At 40.3% G+C, this 21304-nt stretch carries 14 protein-coding genes; 11 read left to right on the top strand and 3 right to left on the bottom strand.

The window, feature by feature from the left end:
* Positions 1 to 78: 78 nt before the first annotated feature.
* Genes L0668_RS12095 through L0668_RS12065 form a run of 7 tightly spaced genes read left to right on the top strand, consistent with a single transcriptional unit; the run spans position 79 to position 10364 of the window.
* Positions 79 to 1593: a sulfatase family protein gene (locus L0668_RS12095; protein ID WP_235312893.1), complete on the top strand. Its 1515-nt coding sequence runs from the start codon at positions 79 to 81 to the stop codon at positions 1591 to 1593.
* A 4-nt stretch (positions 1594 to 1597) separates the two neighbouring features.
* Entirely contained in the window at positions 1598 to 2632 is a 1035-nt protein-coding gene (locus L0668_RS12090; RefSeq protein WP_235312892.1) for an NHL repeat-containing protein, read from the top strand.
* A gap of 4 nt (positions 2633 to 2636) precedes the next feature.
* Positions 2637 to 5732 carry a PSD1 and planctomycete cytochrome C domain-containing protein gene (locus L0668_RS12085; RefSeq protein WP_235312891.1) on the top strand — a complete coding sequence of 1032 codons (3096 nt, stop codon included), beginning with the start codon at positions 2637 to 2639 and terminating at the stop codon, positions 5730 to 5732.
* 14 nt (positions 5733 to 5746) lie between these two features.
* Complete coding sequence (locus L0668_RS12080) at positions 5747 to 7279, top strand: DUF1501 domain-containing protein (RefSeq protein WP_235312890.1); 1533 nt, start codon at positions 5747 to 5749, stop codon at positions 7277 to 7279.
* 16 nt (positions 7280 to 7295) lie between these two features.
* Complete coding sequence (locus tag L0668_RS12075; RefSeq protein ID WP_235312889.1) at positions 7296 to 8225, top strand: c-type cytochrome domain-containing protein; 930 nt, start codon at positions 7296 to 7298, stop codon at positions 8223 to 8225.
* A 4-nt stretch (positions 8226 to 8229) separates the two neighbouring features.
* Positions 8230 to 8880, top strand: a complete 651-nt coding sequence (locus L0668_RS12070) for a cytochrome b/b6 domain-containing protein (protein ID WP_235312888.1) — start codon at positions 8230 to 8232, stop codon at positions 8878 to 8880.
* A gap of 20 nt (positions 8881 to 8900) precedes the next feature.
* Positions 8901 to 10364, top strand: coding sequence for a BNR-4 repeat-containing protein (locus L0668_RS12065; protein ID WP_235312887.1), 1464 nt, complete (start codon positions 8901 to 8903; stop codon positions 10362 to 10364).
* Positions 10365 to 10399: 35 nt separating this feature from the next.
* Here L0668_RS12065 and L0668_RS12060 read toward each other — a convergent pair whose 3' ends face one another.
* The 3 genes from L0668_RS12060 to L0668_RS12050 form a co-directional block, all read right to left on the bottom strand.
* Positions 10400 to 12169, bottom strand: a complete 1770-nt coding sequence (locus L0668_RS12060) for a M56 family metallopeptidase (RefSeq protein WP_235312886.1) — start codon at positions 12167 to 12169, stop codon at positions 10400 to 10402.
* A gap of 3 nt (positions 12170 to 12172) precedes the next feature.
* Positions 12173 to 12550 (bottom strand): BlaI/MecI/CopY family transcriptional regulator, encoded by a 378-nt coding sequence (locus L0668_RS12055; RefSeq protein WP_235312885.1) that lies wholly within the window; start codon positions 12548 to 12550, stop codon positions 12173 to 12175.
* 136 nt (positions 12551 to 12686) lie between these two features.
* Complete coding sequence (locus L0668_RS12050; RefSeq protein WP_235312884.1) at positions 12687 to 14141, bottom strand: tetratricopeptide repeat protein; 1455 nt, start codon at positions 14139 to 14141, stop codon at positions 12687 to 12689.
* A gap of 519 nt (positions 14142 to 14660) precedes the next feature.
* Between L0668_RS12050 and L0668_RS12045 the strand changes: the two genes are divergently transcribed.
* The 4 genes from L0668_RS12045 (at position 14661) to L0668_RS12030 (ending at position 21223) form a co-directional block, all read left to right on the top strand.
* The gene (locus L0668_RS12045; RefSeq protein WP_235312883.1) at positions 14661 to 17750 is read left to right on the top strand and encodes a BNR-4 repeat-containing protein; all 3090 of its coding nucleotides are present in this window, start codon (positions 14661 to 14663) and stop codon (positions 17748 to 17750) included.
* Between the two features lie 61 nt (positions 17751 to 17811).
* Positions 17812 to 18315, top strand: a complete 504-nt coding sequence (locus L0668_RS12040; protein WP_235312882.1) for a PEP-CTERM sorting domain-containing protein — start codon at positions 17812 to 17814, stop codon at positions 18313 to 18315.
* Positions 18316 to 18441: 126 nt separating this feature from the next.
* On the top strand, positions 18442 to 20658 hold the full coding sequence (locus L0668_RS12035) for a BNR-4 repeat-containing protein (protein WP_235312881.1): 2217 nt from the start codon (positions 18442 to 18444) through the stop codon (positions 20656 to 20658).
* Positions 20659 to 20719: 61 nt separating this feature from the next.
* A complete protein-coding gene (locus L0668_RS12030; RefSeq protein ID WP_235312880.1) occupies positions 20720 to 21223 on the top strand; it encodes a PEP-CTERM sorting domain-containing protein in 504 nt (167 codons plus the stop codon).
* Positions 21224 to 21304: the final 81 nt, after the last annotated feature.

Genomic DNA, 21304 nt, shown 5'->3' with positions numbered 1-21304 from the left:
AATCCCCAAAAACCTGATGAAAAATCATATCAATTCATTTACAATCATTTCACATCAATAACAATTATTTCAATATTCATGACTTTAACTGTTTTATACCGTGGACTCGCTTTGCTACTCGGCCTGTTTCTTTCAGCTTGTGCGATGCAAAGTAATGCAAATGTCAAAAAATCAATCAACCTACAAGATGTCAACTTGCCGCAGCCAAATATTTTATTTATTTATACTGACGACCAAGCACCATGGGCTTTGGGGCATTCTGGTAATAAACAAGCGATTACACCTCATCTAGACAAGCTTGCTAGCGAAGGTCTGTATTTACCCAACGCTTACGCTACCACTCCCGTATGTAGTCCATCTCGAGCGGGATTATTAACCTCGCAATATGGTTATGAATTAGGTATTGATGACTGGATTAATATAAACCCTAAAGCCAAAACCCTAACGGGCCATCAATTTGGTTTAGGCCTTGACAGTCAATACGAAACTTGGCCTGAGGTATTACAAAACACGGGCTACCACACAGGTATTATTGGTAAATGGCATTTAGGTAAAGAAGATAAATTTCACCCTACTCAGCATGGCTATGATGAATTTACAGGTTTTAGGGAAGGTGGCGCGGCATCAGCTAACCCTTTATTAGAGGTTAAGGGAGTAGAAACCAAACACAAAGGCTTAACCGTAGATGTGCTGACTGACTATGCTGTAGAATTTCTAAAGCGTAATCAAGACAATAAATTTGCTTTGTCTTTGCACTTACGAGCCCCCCATTATCGTTTTTTACCTGTGGCACCAGAAGATGCCGCGCCATTTGCAGACATGGACATTCAATTACCTCATCCGGATTACCCAGGGCTTAACACCAAAAGAGCCACACAATTAATGCGCGAGTATTTGTCTAGTGTTAAAGGCATTGATCGAAATATGGGTAGGCTGTTGGCTGAGCTTAAACACCTTGGTTTAGCAGATAATACCTTAGTGGTGTTTACTTCAGATCACGGTTACAACATTGCTCACAATGGCATGTGGCATAAAGGCAATGGGTTTTGGTTACTAAATGAAAACCCAGCAGGTACCGACAACATACCCACTGGTCAACGACCCAATATGTACGATAACAGCATTAAAGTCCCTACCCTTGTCCGCTGGCCTAATGTGATTAAAGCGAATTCGGTGAACCTATCCACCATGTCTAATTTAGACTGGTTTCCGACGTTAGTCAGTTTAGCCAAAGGCAAAATATCCAAAGATAACATCATACGGGGACAAAACTTTGTGCCTGCTTTTTTAGACGAAAATGTGATTTTATCAACTGATTATTACGCCACCTATACTACCTTGCATCAATCATTGACTCAGATGCGCATGTACAGTGATGGAAAACATAAACTCATTCGAGATTTCAAAAATACAGGCCGAGATGAATTTTATGATTTGGTCAATGATCCACAAGAAACCACAAACTTAATAAAACAAACCTTGTCTGCAAAACACCGGCACGTCATCGCAAATTTCGACCGCATTATTCGTCAAAAAATGCAAAACACCCATGATCCCGTTTTGTCAGAACTTAAACCACATACGGAGCAATAGAGACATGAACGTTTCTCGACAGTTTTTACGCGCTTTTTACACAAGCGTGCTTATGTTTTCTGCGCATAGTGGTTACGCACATGATGATCATGAGCATTCAAGTGCCACAAATTATCAAGTTTCTAAAAGTTGGGTAGACTTAGCCAATGGAAAACAAGCCATAGGCAAGTCTCATGGTGAAATTGATGTAGCCAAAGATGGAAAATTCTATCTTAGTTTAATGAGCACTCCTGAAATAAAAGGTGGCATTCACATATATTCAGCACAAGGTCATCGTATTGGCGAGGTAGCCAATGCATCAGATGATTTTCATGGCTTTGTCATTCATCTAGATAAAGATGGTAAAGAGTATATTTATGGCGCTTCATTGGTAAATAAAGAAATCATCAAAATGACCTTAGATGGTCAACGTTTGTTTACATTAGATGCCACTAAACTTATCCCGAAGGCATACCATAAAATAGATGTAAACAAGCCTGGCCTTGCCCCGCTCAAACTTACCGCCATAGACGTAGACAACCAAGGAAACATGTATGTAGTAGATGGTTACAGCTTAGATTACATTCATAAATTTGATGCTAAAGGACATTATTTAACCACCTTTGGTGGACAAGATTCTCCGTACAAGTTTGATAACTGTCACAAAATCCATATTGACCCAAGGTTTGAACCTAATCGTTTGGTCTGTACCGATCGTAAAAATAGTCGTTTAGTGCACATGAGCTTAGATGGCGCATTAATTGGCACTTATGCCGACAATTTACGTCGTCCTAGTGCCGTGGCATTTTATGGTGACATGGCTGCCGTAGCCGAGATAAGTGGCCGAGTCAGCTTAATAGATAAAGGCGGAAAAACGGTTAGAACATTAGGCACTAACGAAGTAAAAGGATTGATAAACACTAACATTACCACGCCAGACCAATGGAAATCAGGTGTATTTACCGCGCCACATGGTATTACGTTTGATCATAAAGGTAATTTGTTTATTACTGAATGGAATAAAACAGGTCGTATTGTGCGCTTTGATTTAACGGATTAACAAAATGAAAATGACCCTCGCCCTACTAACCGGCTTAACAATAACTTTGTTAGTTTCTGGCTGCTCCAAACACTCTGCCAGTAGTAGCAATAATGCTAAAAACATTTCATTTAACCATGATATTCGTCCCATCTTAAATGAGAGTTGTACCGGTTGTCATGGTGGGGTGAGCAAACAATCCAACGTATCTTTTATTTATCGAGAAGAAGCTCTAGGTCGCGGACACTCTGGTCGTTTAACCATAGTACCGGGCGATCCAGATGCATCTGAACTTATCGCTCGTGTTGAAGCCACTGATCCTAACGTGCGCATGCCTTACAAAGCGCCAGCTCTATCAACAGAAAAAATACAGCTATTGCGAGACTGGATAGAACAAGGCGCGCAGTGGGAAGAACATTGGGCTTTTATCAAACCCCAAACTCATCAAGTACCTAAGGTCAGCAATACTCAGGTTATCAATAATGAAATTGATAATTTTTTGCAAGCCAAGTTAGAGTCAACCAAAGTCAAAAACCAGCCGTTAAGCCTGACTAGCGCAGCAGATAAAAGCACGCTACTCAGAAGGGTTTCCTTTGATCTGATTGGTTTACCTCCTACCCCAGCAGAAATAGACAATTTTTTAGCTGACACCAGCGACAATGCCTTTGAAAAACAAGTCGATAGATTATTAGCCTCGCCCCGTTACGGTGAACGTTGGGCCGCTATGTGGATGGATTTAGCCCGCTATGCAGATAGCCATGGTTATACTCGTGATGAATACCGAGAAACCTGGCCATACAAACAATGGGTTATTGAAGCGCTAAACCGAAATCAGCCTTATAAAGACTTTGTTATTGAGCAATTGGCCGGTGACCTATTGCCTAATCGTACTCTGGACAATGTAATTGCCAGTGGTTTTCATCGTCAAACCCCAACTAATAGCGAAGGCGGCACAGACGATGAAGAGTTTCGTATGGTCGCTGTAATGGACAGAAGCGCTACCACTTGGTCAATGTTAAATGCCATGACCATGAATTGTGTACAGTGTCACTCACACCCTTACGACCCAATTGAACATGAAGAGTATTATCAATCCTTAAGCTTTTTTAATACCACTAAAGATTCAGATTACCGAGATTACAAACCTCTGTATAAATTGGCTAAAAAAGAGCAACAAAAACAATCAGCCTTTGACATGCAAGAGAAAATGACGGCCATTAGGAAACATGAAGCTAATCAAGCATTTGTGTTATCCCAACAGACAGACAATTCGACATCCCCTTGGCAAAAACTCACCATTGAAAAGGCTACAGGTGATGAATATAGAGGGTTACATGAATATATCAGTGGTATGCAAAAAACCAATGCTGAAAAAATAGCCCTAGGTCAAAAGCCCAACTATCGCTTTGTAGAATTGATAAAGGTAGGCGAAAAGCGCTTAGCTGAATTAAAACAACAAGGTCTGCGTGAATTTAAGGTCAAAGATGGCGAGTATTTTGACTCTGGAAAATACGAAGCACGCGTATATTATCATTTCACCACTGAGCCTGTTAATAAGCCTAAAACTATAAGTTCAGTGCGCTTGACCGCTATGCCACAAGATCCAATCAAAGCAAGGCATACCCCAGAGGCACGTTTACAAATTGACGATGTGAAAATTTATGTGGTCAATAAAAAGGGTCAAAAACGTCAGTTAGCCATCAACACATTTATGTCCAATTCAACGGAAGTTATGGACAATCAACTGACTAAATTATCGCAACTCGCTCAAGATCATGACGGTTTGAGTACAGGACAAGGAGTAGGTTGGCTAGCCCATCGCATTTATTTACCGCGCTGGAGTACAGCGGTTTTAGCCGAACCATTGCAACTGGCTAAAGGTGACAGAATCGAAGTTGAAGTATCTCAAATGCAACAGAAATATGGCGGCGATGTATTATTGGCTCGTCTGCATAGAGTTAAAGTTGAAGCAACTAATTATCAAGGCTGGCCAGAGTACGCAGCTAGTGACTTGCGTATCAATAACATCAAACAATATGGCGATTTATCTAAACAATTAAGTAAAATTGATGGTTATGCAATGCCCGTTATTCTTGAACAAGATGAATGGGATAATCGAGGCATGGCGAAATTCAATCGTGGTAATATGATTGCTAAGGTGGGAGATTTATTAAAGCCAGGCACACCAGCCATATTCCCAGATTTTAATCAACAACAAACCCGCCTAGGCCTAGCACAGTGGTTCTTCCAACCTGACCAGCCGCTAACCGCTCGCGTGGCTGTGAACCGACTTTGGCATCGACTCTTTGGCATTGGTATAGTCGAAACACTGGAAGACTTTGGTAGCGCAGGTACCCTGCCCGTTCATCCTGAACTGTTAGATTGGTTAGCCCTTAAATTTCAAGATGATCTAAAATGGGACATGAAAGCCATGTTGAAGTTTATGGTGATGAGTCACGCTTACCAACAAGATGCGACCATCAAAGCTGATGTATTAGAATTTGATCCACAAAATCAGCTCTTTTCTCGCGGCCCAAGGCAAAGGTTAAGCGCGGAGATGATCCGCGACCAAGCCTTAGTTGCCAGTGAGTTAGTGGTGCATAAAATTGGTGGCGAGCCGGTTATGCCACCTCAACCAGAAGGGATCTGGGGACATCCAGGAAAACAAATCAAAGAGTGGACTGACGCAACAGATAAAAACCGCTATCGCAGAGCCATTTATACTTTTGTCAAACGTGCCTTTATGTATCCCAGCTTTTTAACCTTTGATATGGAAACTCGAGAAATAAGCCACGAACGACGTTTACCCACCAATACACCTTTGCAAGCTTTGGTAACCTTAAATGACCCTGTTTATCACGAAGCGGCGCAAGCACTGGGAAAACTTATGTCAGCGAAACAAACAACAAGTAAAGATGCTACGGCGATTGAATATGGCTTTAAGCGAGTGGTGTCTCGTCAACCAAAAACTCAAGAGCTTGAGCGTTTAATTGTTGCCCTTGGCAAAATCGATGACGACATACGAAATTCTGGAGAGCTGACAGGCGAACAAGCCACAGAATCTAAATGGACAGCTATGGCTTCCATCTTATTGAACTTAGATATTGCGCTCACCCGCTAAGCAAAAGGTAGCCCATGAAAAACTTATTCAATCGTACTGGCAACCAAGCCATGCCTAGCCAAGCTGAATTACAGCAGCTAAAATACAAACAATTAGAGCTCAATTCCCGTCGTGCTTTTTTAACCCAAAGTGGGGGCTTAGCGGGGGCAGCGTTTTTAGCATCATTAATGCCTAAAAAAAGTTTAGCAGCGGGACAAAAACTAGACTTTAGTCGCCCATTAACCGAACCTTTAGCGCCTTTACCTCCGCAATATCCAGCTAAAGCCAAACGTGTAATTCATATGCATATGGTAGGTGCGCCCAGTCAATTAGAATTATTTGACTACAAGCCCGTACTCGAAAAATATAATGGCCAAGACACGCCACAATCATTCTTAGAAGGTAAACAATTTGCCTTTATCTCTGGTACGCCCAAACTACTTGGACCGCAGTTTCCGTTTAAACAACATGGTGAATCAGGCGCTTGGGTCTCTGACAGAATGCCCCACTTAGCCAAACATGTTGACGATATGTGTTTTATCAAATCGATGAAAACCGATCAGTTTAATCATGCTCCAGCTCAAATACTGGCGCATACTGGGTCAGCGCTTTCAGGTAAACCTTCAATGGGTGCTTGGGCGACTTATGGTTTAGGTACCATGAATCAAAACTTACCAGGGTTTGTGTCTTTACTCTCCGGCTCCAATGCGCCAGATGGCGGTAAACAGTTGTGGGGCTCAGGTTACCTACCAAGCGTTTATCAGGGAGTACAATGCCGCTCTCAAGGTGATCCAGTTTTATATTTAAGTAACCCAGAACATGTATCACGCTCATTACGTAGGCGAGTACTGGATGCCATTGCAGATGTGAATAAACAGACCTACGACACCTTTGGTGATCCGGAAACTTTAACCCGTATTTCTCAATACGAAATGGCTTATCGCATGCAAATAGAGGCCTCTGATGCCTTCGATATCCAAAAAGAGTCGGCACAAACTTTAGAAAATTATGCAGCCAAACCCGGCGAAGCGAGTTTTGCTAACAACTGTTTAGTGGCTCGTCGATTGGCCGAACGCGGTGTGCGTTATATTCAGCTGTTTGACTATGGCTGGGATTCACATGGTTCTGGTAAAAACGGCTCATTGCATCATGGTTTTGTTGATTTGTGTAAAGGCTCAGACCAACCTATGGCTGCATTGTTAGCAGATCTAAAACAAAGAGGTATGTTAGAAGACACCTTAGTGATTTGGGGCGGCGAGTTTGGTCGAACCCCTATGTTAGAAAATAGAGGTGGACAAGACGCCCCATTTGCTGGACGTGATCATCATCCTGATGCTTACACAATGTGGATGGCAGGAGCAGGTGTTAAAGGTGGTTATACTCATGGCGAAACCGACGAAATAGGCTACGAAATTACCAAAGACAAAGTTGAAATAGCTGACTTTCATGCCACCGTTTTGTATCAACTCGGTTTTAATCATTACGACTTGAACTACCGATTCCAAGGACTCAACCAACGCTTAACCGGTGTTGAAGAAGCCCATATCGTGTCGCAAATATTGAGTTAATGGAATAGTAAACACAATGACAAAAACAATCAGCCCCAAAGGCTACTTTTTAGTCGTAACAGGACTAAGCATTGTATGGCTAGTATTATATATTCAGGCTCAGCCTAGTTGGACGCAAAATATTAAAGAAACCTTGGGACTAAGCGCTCCTCTTCAGGCTACTGATGATTCGTTTTACAATAGTCGAATAGACCCGATATTTGAAAAATACTGCACCGCATGTCACGACGGCAACAAAGACAAAGGGCAATTAAGGTTAGACAGCTACCGTCACTTTACATTCTCAGGCAGAAGCGAAGCCGACCTTAGAGTGGCCGACAATAATCTATTACTAGAAAGAATGCGCTTGCCCGAAACAGATCGACTGGCCATGCCTCCATTTGGTCGCGAGCGTCATACTGAATCTGAACTCGCTTTGATTGAACTTTGGTTAAGCAAAGGCGGTTCAGGGGAGCTAACTGAAGATGACTTTCCTGAAGCTCCGGCTAAAGCCAAGGTCATTAAGTTTGCGGATATTGATTGGCAGAAAATTGAAAAAGATCGTGCAGCGTATGCCAAGACACTTAAAGACATACAACAACGCTACCCTCATGTCCTGCATTACCAAGCCAGAACCTCAAACTTAGTGGTGATTGAAAGTTTTTCGATTACCCAGCAACTCACTGATAAAACAGTCAGTGAGTTTATGCCCCTTGCACCTGTCTTAACTGAATTACATTTTGCAAATTCTCTGGTCAGTGACAATTCAATCGACAAATTTTTAACAATGCCAAACCTCACCGTTATTAATTTAAGTGGCACACAAATCACCAGTAGTCGTTTAGTTGAGTTATTGGATCTTGAAAACTTGCAAACTGTGATTGTCAGCAAATCAATTCTCACAGACGAAATACGAGCAGCATTTAAGCAACGAGATGTCAGACTCGTTAGTGTGAATAAAGGATAGTTTGATGAAAAAAATTAAAATATGGGACAGCCCAACTCGTTTATTTCACTGGGCATTAGTCATCAATATTATTGCGGCTTGGTATACCATAGAAAATCGCTTAATAGAACTACATGAAATTGCCGGACATACATTAATTGCTTTATTAGTGTTTAGGGTTTGTTGGGGATTTGTTGGTTCAACCACGGCAAGGTTTAGCCACTTTATCACTCACCCAATTTCAGCATTGCAGTATTTAGTTAAATCTTTAAAACTTAAAGTTCATCATAAAATTGGTCATAACCCTGCCGGTGGTTGGATGATAGTCATCATGATGCTGGTGATTGGCTTTCAGCTTATATCTGGTTTATTAGCCAATAACGATTTAGGATTTAGTGGTGCTTTATCAGACTATGTAAGCAAAGCCACATCAGATAGATTGACTCAACTACATGGATTAAACTTTGACTTGTTAGTGGCGATTATTTGGGTGCATTTAGTTGCTGTGTTTTTTTATGTGTTAGTTAAGCGGGATAACTTAGTTAAGGCCATGATCACAGGCTTTAAAATCCTAGAGCGCCAGCCTGCATTTCGATTACGATTCGCTTCTATGTATCTTGCAGTAAGTGTGTTTTTGCTATCAGCCGGGCTAAGTGCCTATTTATATTATCCCTAAAACCTAGGAAAAGTTTTAAAATGACGCCCAATCCTTTAAGTCATGCCATTAAATTCATTACACTAGTCGGAATAACTGCGTTATTTCATGGCTCACTGTATGCAAAGGTAGGTTTTTTATCTGAGACAAAAATTACCGATAAAGCCATGTTTTTTGATGGTAACAAACTCAGTTTTAAGCAGACCAATAATCCTCCTAATCCTAACGGTTACGATTATATTTTTGGTAATGCGTTATCACCTCATGGTGACTGCATAAAAGTCTATAAGCACTTTGTGTTTATGACTTGGTATCGCGGGGGCATTGAAGATCGTCACGTTATGTTATCCCGCTTAAATACCCAAACCGGTGTGTTAAAAACCATCGAGTTTCCGCACCGGCACACTGGCTTCAAAGGTAAGTGGTGGTTGGGTGAATCACACAATACCATTGCTGTCGGAATTAGCCCCAAAAACGATACTATTCATCTACTGTACGATATGCATCGTAATGGCAATGTCGCTGCTTTTGCTGACGATTATTTACGTTATTCATATTCCATTGAAGGTGCTGCAACAGTTACAGATGAAGAGTTTACCTTAAAGCAATTTGTGAACTCTAAAGCGGGACATTATAAACATTTAGAGTTTGCTGGCATTGGCGATATCGAAACCACTCAACTACTCACCTACCCTGCATTTTTTATTGGGGCAGACGGCAACTTATTTATGAAGATGCGTTTTGGTTATTCTGCAAACGGTAAAATGTTGTTCGCACGATATGATGGAAAACAGTGGCATGGTTACCATGACTTCAACCGTACTATGGCTTCTGAACATGGTAGTGAACACAACTGGGGTTTGTACGGAGATTTCAAATATACAGGTGGTAAATTTAGAATTGGCTTTCAAAGACGTTCAAAAAATAACGCCGATAAGTATCAGTATCAAAATGGCATTTATTACGCTTATTCAAACGATCCTACTGGAGTAACTTCATGGAAAACGGCAAAAGGAGAAGACTTAGCCTTACCTGTTTCTCAAGCTGATTTAATCAAAATAGTTGAGCCTGGTGATTGGGTAAAAACCACCAAAAAAGACCAAGTGTCTATCGTGCATGGGTTTGATTTTGTAGTGACAGATGCTGGCGATGAACACTTTGTTAGCCAGATCCAGGATAAAGAATTTAATGTCATTAAGAATCTGCATACATACCGTAAAGCGGGCAACAAAAACTTTACAACAGTCGAATATACCGGTGGTAACCAACTTTATACCTCAGGTAACAATGTGTATGTGATTGGTTTAATAGATGGCCGAGTGAATATTGTCAAAACACCCGGCGGCACAAGTCAGTTTACACAAATGTACCAGCATCAAACAGGCCCCAAATTTGATAAAGGCGTAGTACGCGTTTTTGATGGAAAAGTTTACTTCTACTTAAAGCAACAAGCGGGTTCAGGTGACAAAAGAGCCTTATATCTGCAAGTGTTTGAGTTAGATTAACTCAGACACTTGTAAATACTCAGACTGTACTCAGGTCAAATATAATCTAACACAGGAGCCCAATGTACTCTTAATTGAGGGACACTAAAGTCGCGATGACGAACTTTATGTATATTGTGATAGTTAGCTAATGATTGTTTTATTTGATTTGCTTCCTTGCTTGAACCAATGTAATTGAGCACTTGGTATTTAAGGGTGAGCAAACGCTGTGTATCGCGCCCGCTATCCCTATTTAAACGATCTTCAAGTAACTGCAAGGCTTGTTCGTATTCACCACCTAACATGTAAGCTTCAACCGCTAGGTAAATATTACCAATGGCAATTCGAGGATCGTTAAAGTTAAATTGGTTTAATACTTGTGTCGCTTTTTCTGGCTGCTGCTGTTGCAATAAAGCAGTCGCTGCCCTGTTCAAATAGGCTTTAGGTAATCTATCTAATGAACCAAACCTATTGACCAGAAGGTCGATTATTTGCTCGCTTTTGCCTTGTTGTTGTAAAAGAAAATTTTGCACTGCAAAAGTATGAAACATCAGTTTATTTTCTTGGTTTTGATTAAGCTGTGCACGCTTTGCCACCCAAGTTTCAATCTCGTTAAATATGTTGTCGACCACATTCTTGTCACTGTTTAAGGCATCTTTACTTAAGGAGACAAGTTGGTTGATTTGACGGTTATAATCAGTATTGACTTCTGTTTCTGCTAGATAAATCTTAAACTTTTTTAACTTAGCTCTATGTGTTTGGAGATTAAGTTCCATTGCATTTAGATCTAGTTTTTGAGTATTTTGTAATTGAACACTGTTTGTCGAAACACTATCTATCGAAATACTATTTATTTGCGTACAAACCATAGAGCTTAGCAACACGCCAAAAATTGCCAAAGTAACAAATCTGGCCTTCATTGTTTTTTCTATTTTAAGGGAGGTGATCCGTGCCATATTGGCATTTGATTGGCTAGTAATGGACGTTAACCAGCTCACTTTTATATCTAATGCTTGTGATTTTTTGTGATGATTCAAAATGATTTCGGCTAAATCAACACTATATTTTTCTTGCTTAACACTGAAGCAGTGTTGGTCGCAGCGCATTTCAATCAGTAGATCAATTTTTTTTAGTAGTATTTGAACAAGTGAATTCCACCAAAACAAACGTTTAATCAACAATATTAGCCACTTTAGGGTCGGGTCTAGTTGCTGTAAGTGTGTTATTTCGTGTAACAAAATAGAGTGAATCTGAGGTGAGTTAACGGTTTCTTGATTTAACCAAATAGTAGGCTTAAATGTACCTGTTGCCATTGCGGTTGGTACCAAGGGTGATGTCTTCAAGGTAAGTTTACGGCGAAAAGTGATAGTGCTAGAAAAGTATTGTTGCTCAAGTAGGCTATTTTTTTCTTTAGCGGAGTTATTTAGTTTGGATAGATACAACTGGTAGCGTGAAATGTCGACTACCAGCCAGGCTAATCCTATGCAAGACATTATAATTAGCGAATATTCGAAGTAAGGTGAATAAAAAGTTTGTTGAATATTTTCTAATAAAGTCGGGGCAGCTGGAGCATTTAATGACAGTGGAGTGTCCAATTTATTGGTCTGTAAATATTCGTTAATTTGTGGAAATAGATTTTCAATGGTTTTTGTGAATAGGTCTTGAGAGTATATTCTTAAAAACTCTATCTTGTGCCAAGGAATAAACCAGCTGATTACCGCTAACATTAATAAGGTTAATTGTAATCTAGCGGGAGACTGACTAATTAATTTAACTGTAGCTAACATAATTAGCGTGATAAAAATATTAGTGAGTATATAGTCCATTAGTTATTTATCCTTGCTTGCCTTTTTGTCTTGTAGGTATTTTTCTAGATATGCAATGTCTTTCTCAGACAGTTTATCGTCGTCTATTAGGTGAGTGATTAAACCGCTGGCACTGCCACCAAAAAATCGTTGTATAAAACTAGGTACGGCACTTGGCGTCAAATCATTTTGACTGATAGCAGCTTGGTACAATATGGCTCTACCGTCTTTACCAACGCGCTTAATTGCGCCTTTTTCTTCAAGCCGATCAACTATTGTTTTCACTGTGTTGTAAGCGACAGGTTTAGTCAGGCTAATCTCTTGATGAATATGTTTTGCGCCGCATTGAGTCTGTTGCCAAAAATGCTGCATTACATCTAATTCAAAATTGCTTAATTTCATTATTTCCCTAGGGTAATTGGCGCTTGTCGCGATGAACAATAACCACAGAACATAGGTTGAGAATGCCATATGTTCTTAGGAATTGGTATAGCGACAAACGCTGTGAAGTACTTTTAGTTAAGTCATAACCTCTAGATTAAGAATCTGCTATGGTGACTTTACCTGTGGTAAATTGACTGAGTAAGTCTTGCCATTCGCTGGTATCCCAGTTGGCTTGATTTCCCATCCATATAGCGCGTTCTAAATTATCAATCACAAGTTTAAAGTCTCTAGCAGGCCTGTCTTTGTAAGAAAGCGCCAGTAAATGGAAATACTCTGGATTAAGGCGCTGAGGTTTTTCAGCTAATGCTAGGTATTCTATTGCGCCTGCAACATCTTTTAATGTTGGATCTTGAGAGGTTAATTTAATTTTTGCCGCATATAAGGTGGCTGCATCGTGGCCTTTTTCCATGGCTGATTCAAACCAGAACAAGGCTTTTTTCTCATCTGATTGTACCCAAGGGCTTGAGGTGAGTAATTTTCCTAAACGGTATTCTGCTCGAGCTAATCCATACTTACTGGCTTCAGTGATCCATTTGACCGCTTCTGGAATGTCCTTTTGTTTCGTGTATAACATAAATCCATATTCATACATGGCAGCCGGATGCCCTCGTAATGCCAAATTTTTCATTAGGTTTTCGGCTTGATTGGGTTGTTTTTCAAGCCAGGGGAACATTGTCATTGCAATGGCGTGTTGATATTTCTCTTCCAAAGTATCACTTTTTTCTGCTGCTCGAACAATTTTGCGTATATCACCATACAGACGAGGCTGTTGATCAACGAATGCAAAAGCATCGTCAGCTGCGACTCCCATGTACGAGCGTGTCACAAAGTCCACAGGTTTTCCTTTAAATTGAGGTTTTGCAGTTGGAAAAAGTTTGTATTTGTCTAAATATCCTCTAGTTAATCCATGCTTTTGCAACTTTTGAATATTTCTTTTTGAGCCGTCGCTTGCTACATCAGTTTCAACAATTAATAGTGCGGGTTTAGAGATTATTATTCCGCCGAAGGATTCTACTCCACCTTCTCCTACAGAGTTGCCAGATCCTCCATATGGACTAATTCCAAGTTCTTCTTCATCTAGGTCAATAAAAAACTTTTTTTCTAGTTCAGGTTTACCATCAAAAGTAACCTTATGGGCCAAGTTTTCTTCAATGATTTCGGGCATAAATTGTTGAGTAAATACATCTTGATTTTGTTTAAATTCATCCAATAATGCATGAACTTCCGTCAATTGGTTTGTGTCGAGGTTTGACAACATCAAGTCCAAGATTTCATTCGCCTGACTATAATTTTGTTCTGCTGCCAATGAGAAATAAAGTATAGAGTTTACTAAGTCAGGCTCTACTCCCAATCCCTTTGAATACATAACACCAAGCTGATAATAAGCGTGAGAATTACCCACTTGCGCCCCTTGTTTGTATTCTTGAAATGCTAAGTCATATTGCTTGTCTTTAAAATCATCGTTAGCTTTTAATAAGTTTAGAGACGCGGCTTGAAATGGCAGTGCAATGGCTAAAACAGCGATTAGGTTTTTACGCATATTTTTCATTATTAATCCTTTATTTCTTATTTAAACTACATTTGTAGGTGTATTAACTACAAATGTAGTTATATAAGCTTTATCCGTCAAGCAAAAATTGTTAATAAATTCAGTGTTAAGGAAAAAAGGTTGGTAAGACTAAGCCTGTTTTCCGCACATTTGATACCAATTACAGTAAATAAACCCTAAGGCACTTCTATAACCAAGGAAGTACATAAGCTACTAAGATCATACTTAAGGCTACATTTACCGCTTAATATCCCCACTTAATCAATATATTAAACACAGGACACAAAGACCTAAAAAGATCTATATTGATTACAAATTGTTATTTTAGTTAATTTTATGTGAATTAATTTGATTTAAGGTGATCAATTGTTAAGATATAAGCACCTAACTTGTCATATTAGAGTACAACCCTACACAAAGGTACTCATTCCAATAAGTTTGGAAGACAACTTAAGGCATAAGTTACGACTAATTTGGCGTAACCGGACATCAATACACATAACTAAAATTGGGCTCCATATGAATTTATTTAAAAATTTAAACATATCGCCATTCAAGCATTTACTGCTGGTGACATCTGTCTTAGGTGGCAGCTTTCACTATGCAAATGCTGAGGTAAAGTTAGAAAGCCAAGTAAAAATCGCCGATAACGCTTTGCACTTCGATGGGGGCGATATTGATAGACAAAACCTCAGCACCCAACAATTGCAAGAGGATAGTAAGTACCACTTTAAATTTGGTGCAAGTATCTCTGCATACGGTGACGCTGTAAAAGTATATAAAAACTACGTATTTATGACCTGGTATCGCGGTGGCAAAGATGACCGTCATGTTATGTTATCGCGCCTAAACACAAATACTGGTGTTGTAAAAACCATCGAATTCCCTCACCGCCATACTGGTTTCCAAGGTAAATGGTGGATTGGTGAATCTCACAACACCATTGGTTTAGCGGTTAGCCCGAAAAATGGCACTATCCATATGGTGTACGATATGCACGCATATACAAATACCAGCCATGGCGGAGTTTTTAAAGACGATTATTTCCGTTACAGCTACAGTGTTCCTGGTGCAGCTGAAGTTGCTGATGAAGATTTCACCCTAGAAAATGTTTTTGTACCTGATACTAGTAACGTCAGCCAAGGTCCTGATGACTATAAGCATCTAGTGATGACTAGAGATATAGCCGACAAAGGAAATTTTGCAGCGTTAACCTACCCTAAGTTTTATGAAACAAAGGAAGGCGACCTCATCCACTATATGCGTTGGGGCGGCAATAATAACGGTGCATATTATTACAACAGTTATGATGCAGATTCTGACAAATGGAACAAATTTGTCCCATTCAGTCATAGAAACCAAAAAAGCCATGGTCTAGATCACAACTGGGGGCTGTATGGCTTTATGAAATATATTAACGGCAAACTCCATGTTGGTTTCCAAAAACGTAGTAGTGATAATACCGATAAATTCGTTTATCAAAACGGTATTTATTACGCATACTTAGATGATCCTGCTAACAATGTATGGCGTGACCATGCAGGCAAGCAAATTACTTGGCCTTTAGTTGATGCCGAAGAAATTAAAGTTTTTGAACCAGGTGATTTAGTAGAAACTGAAGGTACTTCTGCTAACGGCGCTGGCACACCGCCAGGTAAAGTATACATTGTGGGAGGCTTCGATTTTACCCTTACCGACCAAGGTGATTTGCACTTTGTTCACCAAGTAAAAGACCTTGAAAATAATGTGACGATTAAAGCTCATACCTATAAGCCAGCAGGTGCTACTGAATTTATCACCGAAACGGGATTTGCCGGCGGTAAACTTTATAATGCTGGTAATGACCTTTATATCATTGGCTTAGATGGCGGCAAACCTTATGTTGAAAAAGCGCTAGGCGGCACTAACAACTTTGAACGTATTTATCATGCTGATGCTAACCCTGATGGCATTAATTTCCAACGTGGCGTTGTCAATATCAAGGACGGCAAAGCTTATTACTACATGATGGAACAAGCCACTGGTACTGCTAGACCAATATATTTACAAGTAATTGATTTGGACCTAGAAGGTCAGGCTAACGCGCCAAAAGTAACATTCCCTGAATCAGCGAAAGAAGTTGCTGAAGGTTATGAAAAATTATCGCTAGGTCTTAAAGCTGAAGCTATTGAAGGTCGTACAGTCGAATCGGTTGCGCTTTATATCGATGGCGAGCTAGTGCGTGTTGACGATTCAGACCCTTACCTATTTGGCCATGGTTCTAAACCTCACGAAACTGGCGCTATGGGTTGGACAGATGCACATTCACCCAATCCAAACCCATTTGCCCCTGGTGTTTATACTTTCAGAGCAGTTGTTACCGATAGTGAAGGCGCTAAAGGTTACGCAACAATGTCGCTAACGGTTAAATCAAACGGCCCAACAATCACCTTACCTTATACAGAAAAAACAGTTGATGAAGGTTACGAACAACTAGGTGTTACTGTTACCCCAGAGCCAATTGATGGCCGTACTATTGAATCGGTTACACTTTATATTAACGATGAATTAGTGCGTAAAGATACAAACTCTCCGTATAACTGGGGTCATAAGCACCAAGCACATGAAACAGGAGCAATGGGATGGATCAGTTGCGACCAAGATCCGGAACCTAGCCCTTGTCATCAGCCGAACCCTAACCCACTAACAGCTGGTGAACATGAGTTTAAGTTTGTTGCAGTTGACAGTGAAGGTGACAGCAGTGAAGCAGCATTTACATTAAAAGTAATTGGCGCTCCGCACCCCCCCATTGTTACTTGGCCACAAAGTGTTTATGAAGTAACAGAAGGTTACGAGAAATTTAGTCTTTCGATACCAGCATCGTCGCCTGTAGAAGGCCGCACTATCAAATCAGTAACCTTATATAGAAATGGTGAGTTAGTACGTAAAGATACTAGAGCTCCATGGAACTGGGGACATTCATTTGCACCATACGAATTTGGCGCAATGGGTTGGTTAGACCGCCACACTCCAAATCCTAACCCATTGGGAGTTGGTGAGCATACGTTCACAGCGGTAGCAGAAGATAATACTGGTTTAGTAGGCGAACATTTTGCCATGACATTCATCGTTAAGCCTATACCAGGTCCAACAGTAAGCCTAGAACAATTTGATGGTGAATTGGAGGAAGGTTACAAAGCACTAACCTTGATGAACACAGTTGACGTAACTGACGCTAATGTTGGCATTACAAGTGTTGAGCTATACGTAAATGGCGCGTTTACACGTGAACAGTTCGAAGCACCATACATTTGGGGTGGAGAGTTCTATGAATCAGAACTTCTTGGCCTAAGTGCTGGTAGGCATGAATTTAAAGTTATCGCAACCGATAGCAATGGTAAAACCGGCGAAGACAAGCTTTATATAACAGTAAATGAAGCTGCGATGTTTGGCGATCTAGACAAAGACGGCGATGTTGACCGCAACGACGTTCGCGCCTTTAGCTCTGCTGTGCGTACCGGTGGAATTACTGACATGCGATATGACTTTAACGCCGATGGTGAAATTAATAGCCGTGACGTGCGTGGTGTTGCTCTTTTATGTACTCGTAGCGGTTGTGCTACAGAGTAATAAGTTTTAATAGGTGCGTTGCATATGTCACGCACCATTACTAGAAATAGGAATTAAAAACATGAAATATGTAGTGTTAGTTTTATCTTTTGTATTTGCAATGAACGCAAATGCAGGCCTAATTACCAATGTTTTCACCTCTGGTAATCAGTTATTTGTTGATTTCTCTTTGGATGGTATCCAACAGGATACTTACCAAACCACGGCAGAATATTTATTTGATGACAGTCAGTTGGAATTTTCAAGTTACACAGACTCAGTATTTATGTTTGATAACTTTGTTGGTTTTGGCTCTGGTGGTGTGATCCCGAATGGTGATTCGTCTCTATTTTTCGTTGATTTTGTGTTTTTTGATGATGCCTTTAACTTTGGACCTTCTTTTGAGTTAGGCCAAGCGGTATTTAATATTTTAGACAACGCTGTCGATCCTGTATTTGTAGAAGTTAAGGTTGAAAATTTGAACGAAAACGGAGCACCTCATTCAGAAGTCCCAGCTCCTTCGGGTTTGGCCTTATTTTCTTTAGCTGCGGGATTGTGTTTTATGCGCAAGCGCAAGCAAGGTTAAATTTCATCTAAAACCAATTTCAAAAGGCTGAGTCATCACTAATTTCACGGCCTTTTTATAAAACCTAACTCTATTAAATGGAATCTTGTCGTATCGTTTTAATAGGAAAGAACAAGGACAAAGGACATGAATAAGACAGTTAAAAAATCGCTTTTGGCTATATCGACTTTACTTACCGTCTCTGCTGCTACTTATACTCAAGCAGACGTTACGTTAATAGAAGAGTCATTGGTTACTGATCAAGGCTTATATTTTTGGTATGCAAATGGAGACAAAGCTTATCACTATGCGCCAAATATTAGCCCTAGGGGAGATTGCTTAACCGTGGTAAACGGTTTTGCCTATTTTGGATGGTATAAAGGAGGAATGAACAATCGAAAGTTAATGCTGTCTCGTAAACGCATTGGCAGTGGAGATTGGGTATCTGTTGAGTTTCCACATCAAAATAAGTTGATTCAACCAGGGAACAAATGGGGCGACTCACATAGAACCGTTGCGGTTAGCGTCAGTGAAAAAGATGGTACTATCCACATGCTATTCGATCATCACAATGATCCATTAAATTACATTGTATCGAAAAAGAATCTCGCTTTTGCTTCTGACGAGTTATTTTCTCAAGTCACCAATTACCACAATAAAAGAGAATACTTAGCCGAAGGGCAAAATCTTCGTATTACTTACCCAACTTTAGTGGAAAACGATGATGGAGACATAGTGGTCCATTACCGAAAAGGTTCTGCTGTAGGCGGCAATGAAATGGTGCATGTATACAATGGTGATACTTGGACTCCTGCGAAGCAAGTCACACGTGGCGGTGGTTTACCTCATGTGGCAGTAGAAGATAGAAACTATGCTTATGGTAAAGCGGCGTTTGGAAATGGTGATGTTTATTACGCATTTTCAGTGCGATGGGCAGCAAAAAAACCATTAGGGATATTAAATGAGGGAGTATATCTCGCCAAAACAGGGCCTACTATGACTGACCAGTGGGAAGATCCAAACGGTGTCAAACACCCCTTACCCATTCAAGATTACTCTCCGTTTTTAATTGATTTACCGGTTACCCATGACGGGACGGGCTCGTCGTCTGGGCCAGGTATTTCAGTAAGCGATGATGGTGGTATTCATTTAACTTATAGAGCACGTACGTCTAATACCGATTACCACTATACTTATTCCCGACAAGCCGGTGAAACAAGTTTTACAAAACATGTGGGTAAAGCTTTAGCTGGCATGCCCTATGAAAACAAACTATATCGGGCAACAGCATCAAGTTCGGGCCTGATAACGATAAGTAGCACAGAAGTAGGTTCCATTAATGACCAACCCGAGTTAACCATACAAACACCTAACAAATTTGGTAATACGGTTTCTAGAATTGAAAATGGTAGGTTAGTTCTAATTGCTGAAGATCGCAGTGTTCAAACTGATTCACAAAATTTGTTCAGTTATATTTTTGATTTGACGGATGGTGAGCCGTTACCACCAATTGGGCCTATTGGGCCGGTTGACCCAACCCCAATTGAGCCCCCTACCCCCTCAGAAAATGCGCCGGTCGTCAACTTTGCTCAAGACTCGATAAGTCTAATTGTTGGTTATCAAAACTTATATTTAGATATCGCTGCGAGTGCATCTGAGGCAAACAGTGAAATTACAAGCGTAGAGCTTTATATCAATGACACTTATGTTCGAAAGGAAGGTGTCGCACCCTATGAGTGGGGGCATGGAGGGAGAACGGAGTTGTTAGGGTTACCTATTGGCAGTCATATTTTCAAAGCCGTTGCTACTGATTCCAAAGGGAACACTGGTGAATCAACAATGATCGTAAATGTGCTCAGCGAATCAGAGTTCAACCCTCTCGTCATATTCCCTTCAAGCGAAATGACGGTTACTGAAGGATACCCAGAGTTAGTTCTTGATATTAAAGCGAGCAGTCCATTAAGTGTTTCCTCTATCGCAAATGTTCAACTTTATATCAACGACACCTTTGTTCGACAAGAATCGGTTGCTCCTTATGAATGGGGACATGCAAATTCGCCTGATCCACAAGAAACAACAGGACTAGCTGTTGGGGTGCATACGTTTAAGGCGATTGCTAGAGATAGGGCTGGTAATGAAACCACTGAAATCATGAAGCTCACCGTGTTGGCAAAGGATGTCTTTGGTGACTTGGATAAGGATGGTGATGTGGATCGCAATGATGTACGTGCCTTTAGCTCTGCTGTGCGTACCGGTGGAATTACTGACATGCGATATGACTTTAACGCCGATGGTTTAATTAATAGTCGTGACGTGCGTGGTGTTGCTCTTTTATGTACTCGTAGCGGTTGTGCTACAGAGTAATAAGTTTTAATAGGTGCGTTGCTTCTGTAACGCACCATTACTAGAAATAGGAATTATAAACATGAAATATATAGTGTTAGTTTTATCTTTTGTATTTGCAATGAACGCAAATGCAGGCTTAATTACCAATGTGTTCACTTCTGGTAATCAGCTATTTGTTGATTTTTCGTTAAATAATATCCAACAAGATACATACCAAACCACGGCAGAATATTTATTTGATGACAGTCAGTTGGAATTTTCAAGTTACACAGACTCAGTATTTATGTTTGATAACTTTGTTGGTTTTGGCTCTGGTGGTGTGATCCCGAATGGTGATTCGTCTCTATTTTTCGTTGATTTTGTGTTTTTTGATGATGCCTTTAACTTTGGACCTTCTTTTGAGTTAGGCCAAGCGGTATTTAATATATTAGACAACACTGTGGATCCTGTATTTGTAGAAGATAAGGTTGAAAATTTAAACAAAAACGGAGCACCTCATTCAGAAGTCCCAGCTCCTTCGGGTTTAGTATTATTTTCTCTAACGGCTGGCTTGTTATTAATGCGTCAACGCAAACAAGCTTAAGGAAGTGAAAACTGATTGTTGCGCTTTTGCGCAACAATAAACCACTAAAAAAGGCGCTGAACATAACATTCAGCGCCTTTT

It is taken from the genome of Paraglaciecola algarum (assembly GCF_021532655.1).
Classification (GTDB): domain Bacteria; phylum Pseudomonadota; class Gammaproteobacteria; order Enterobacterales; family Alteromonadaceae; genus Paraglaciecola; species Paraglaciecola algarum.
Note: the sequence above shows the minus strand (reverse complement) of the source record. Positions and strands in the feature narration are given on the sequence as shown.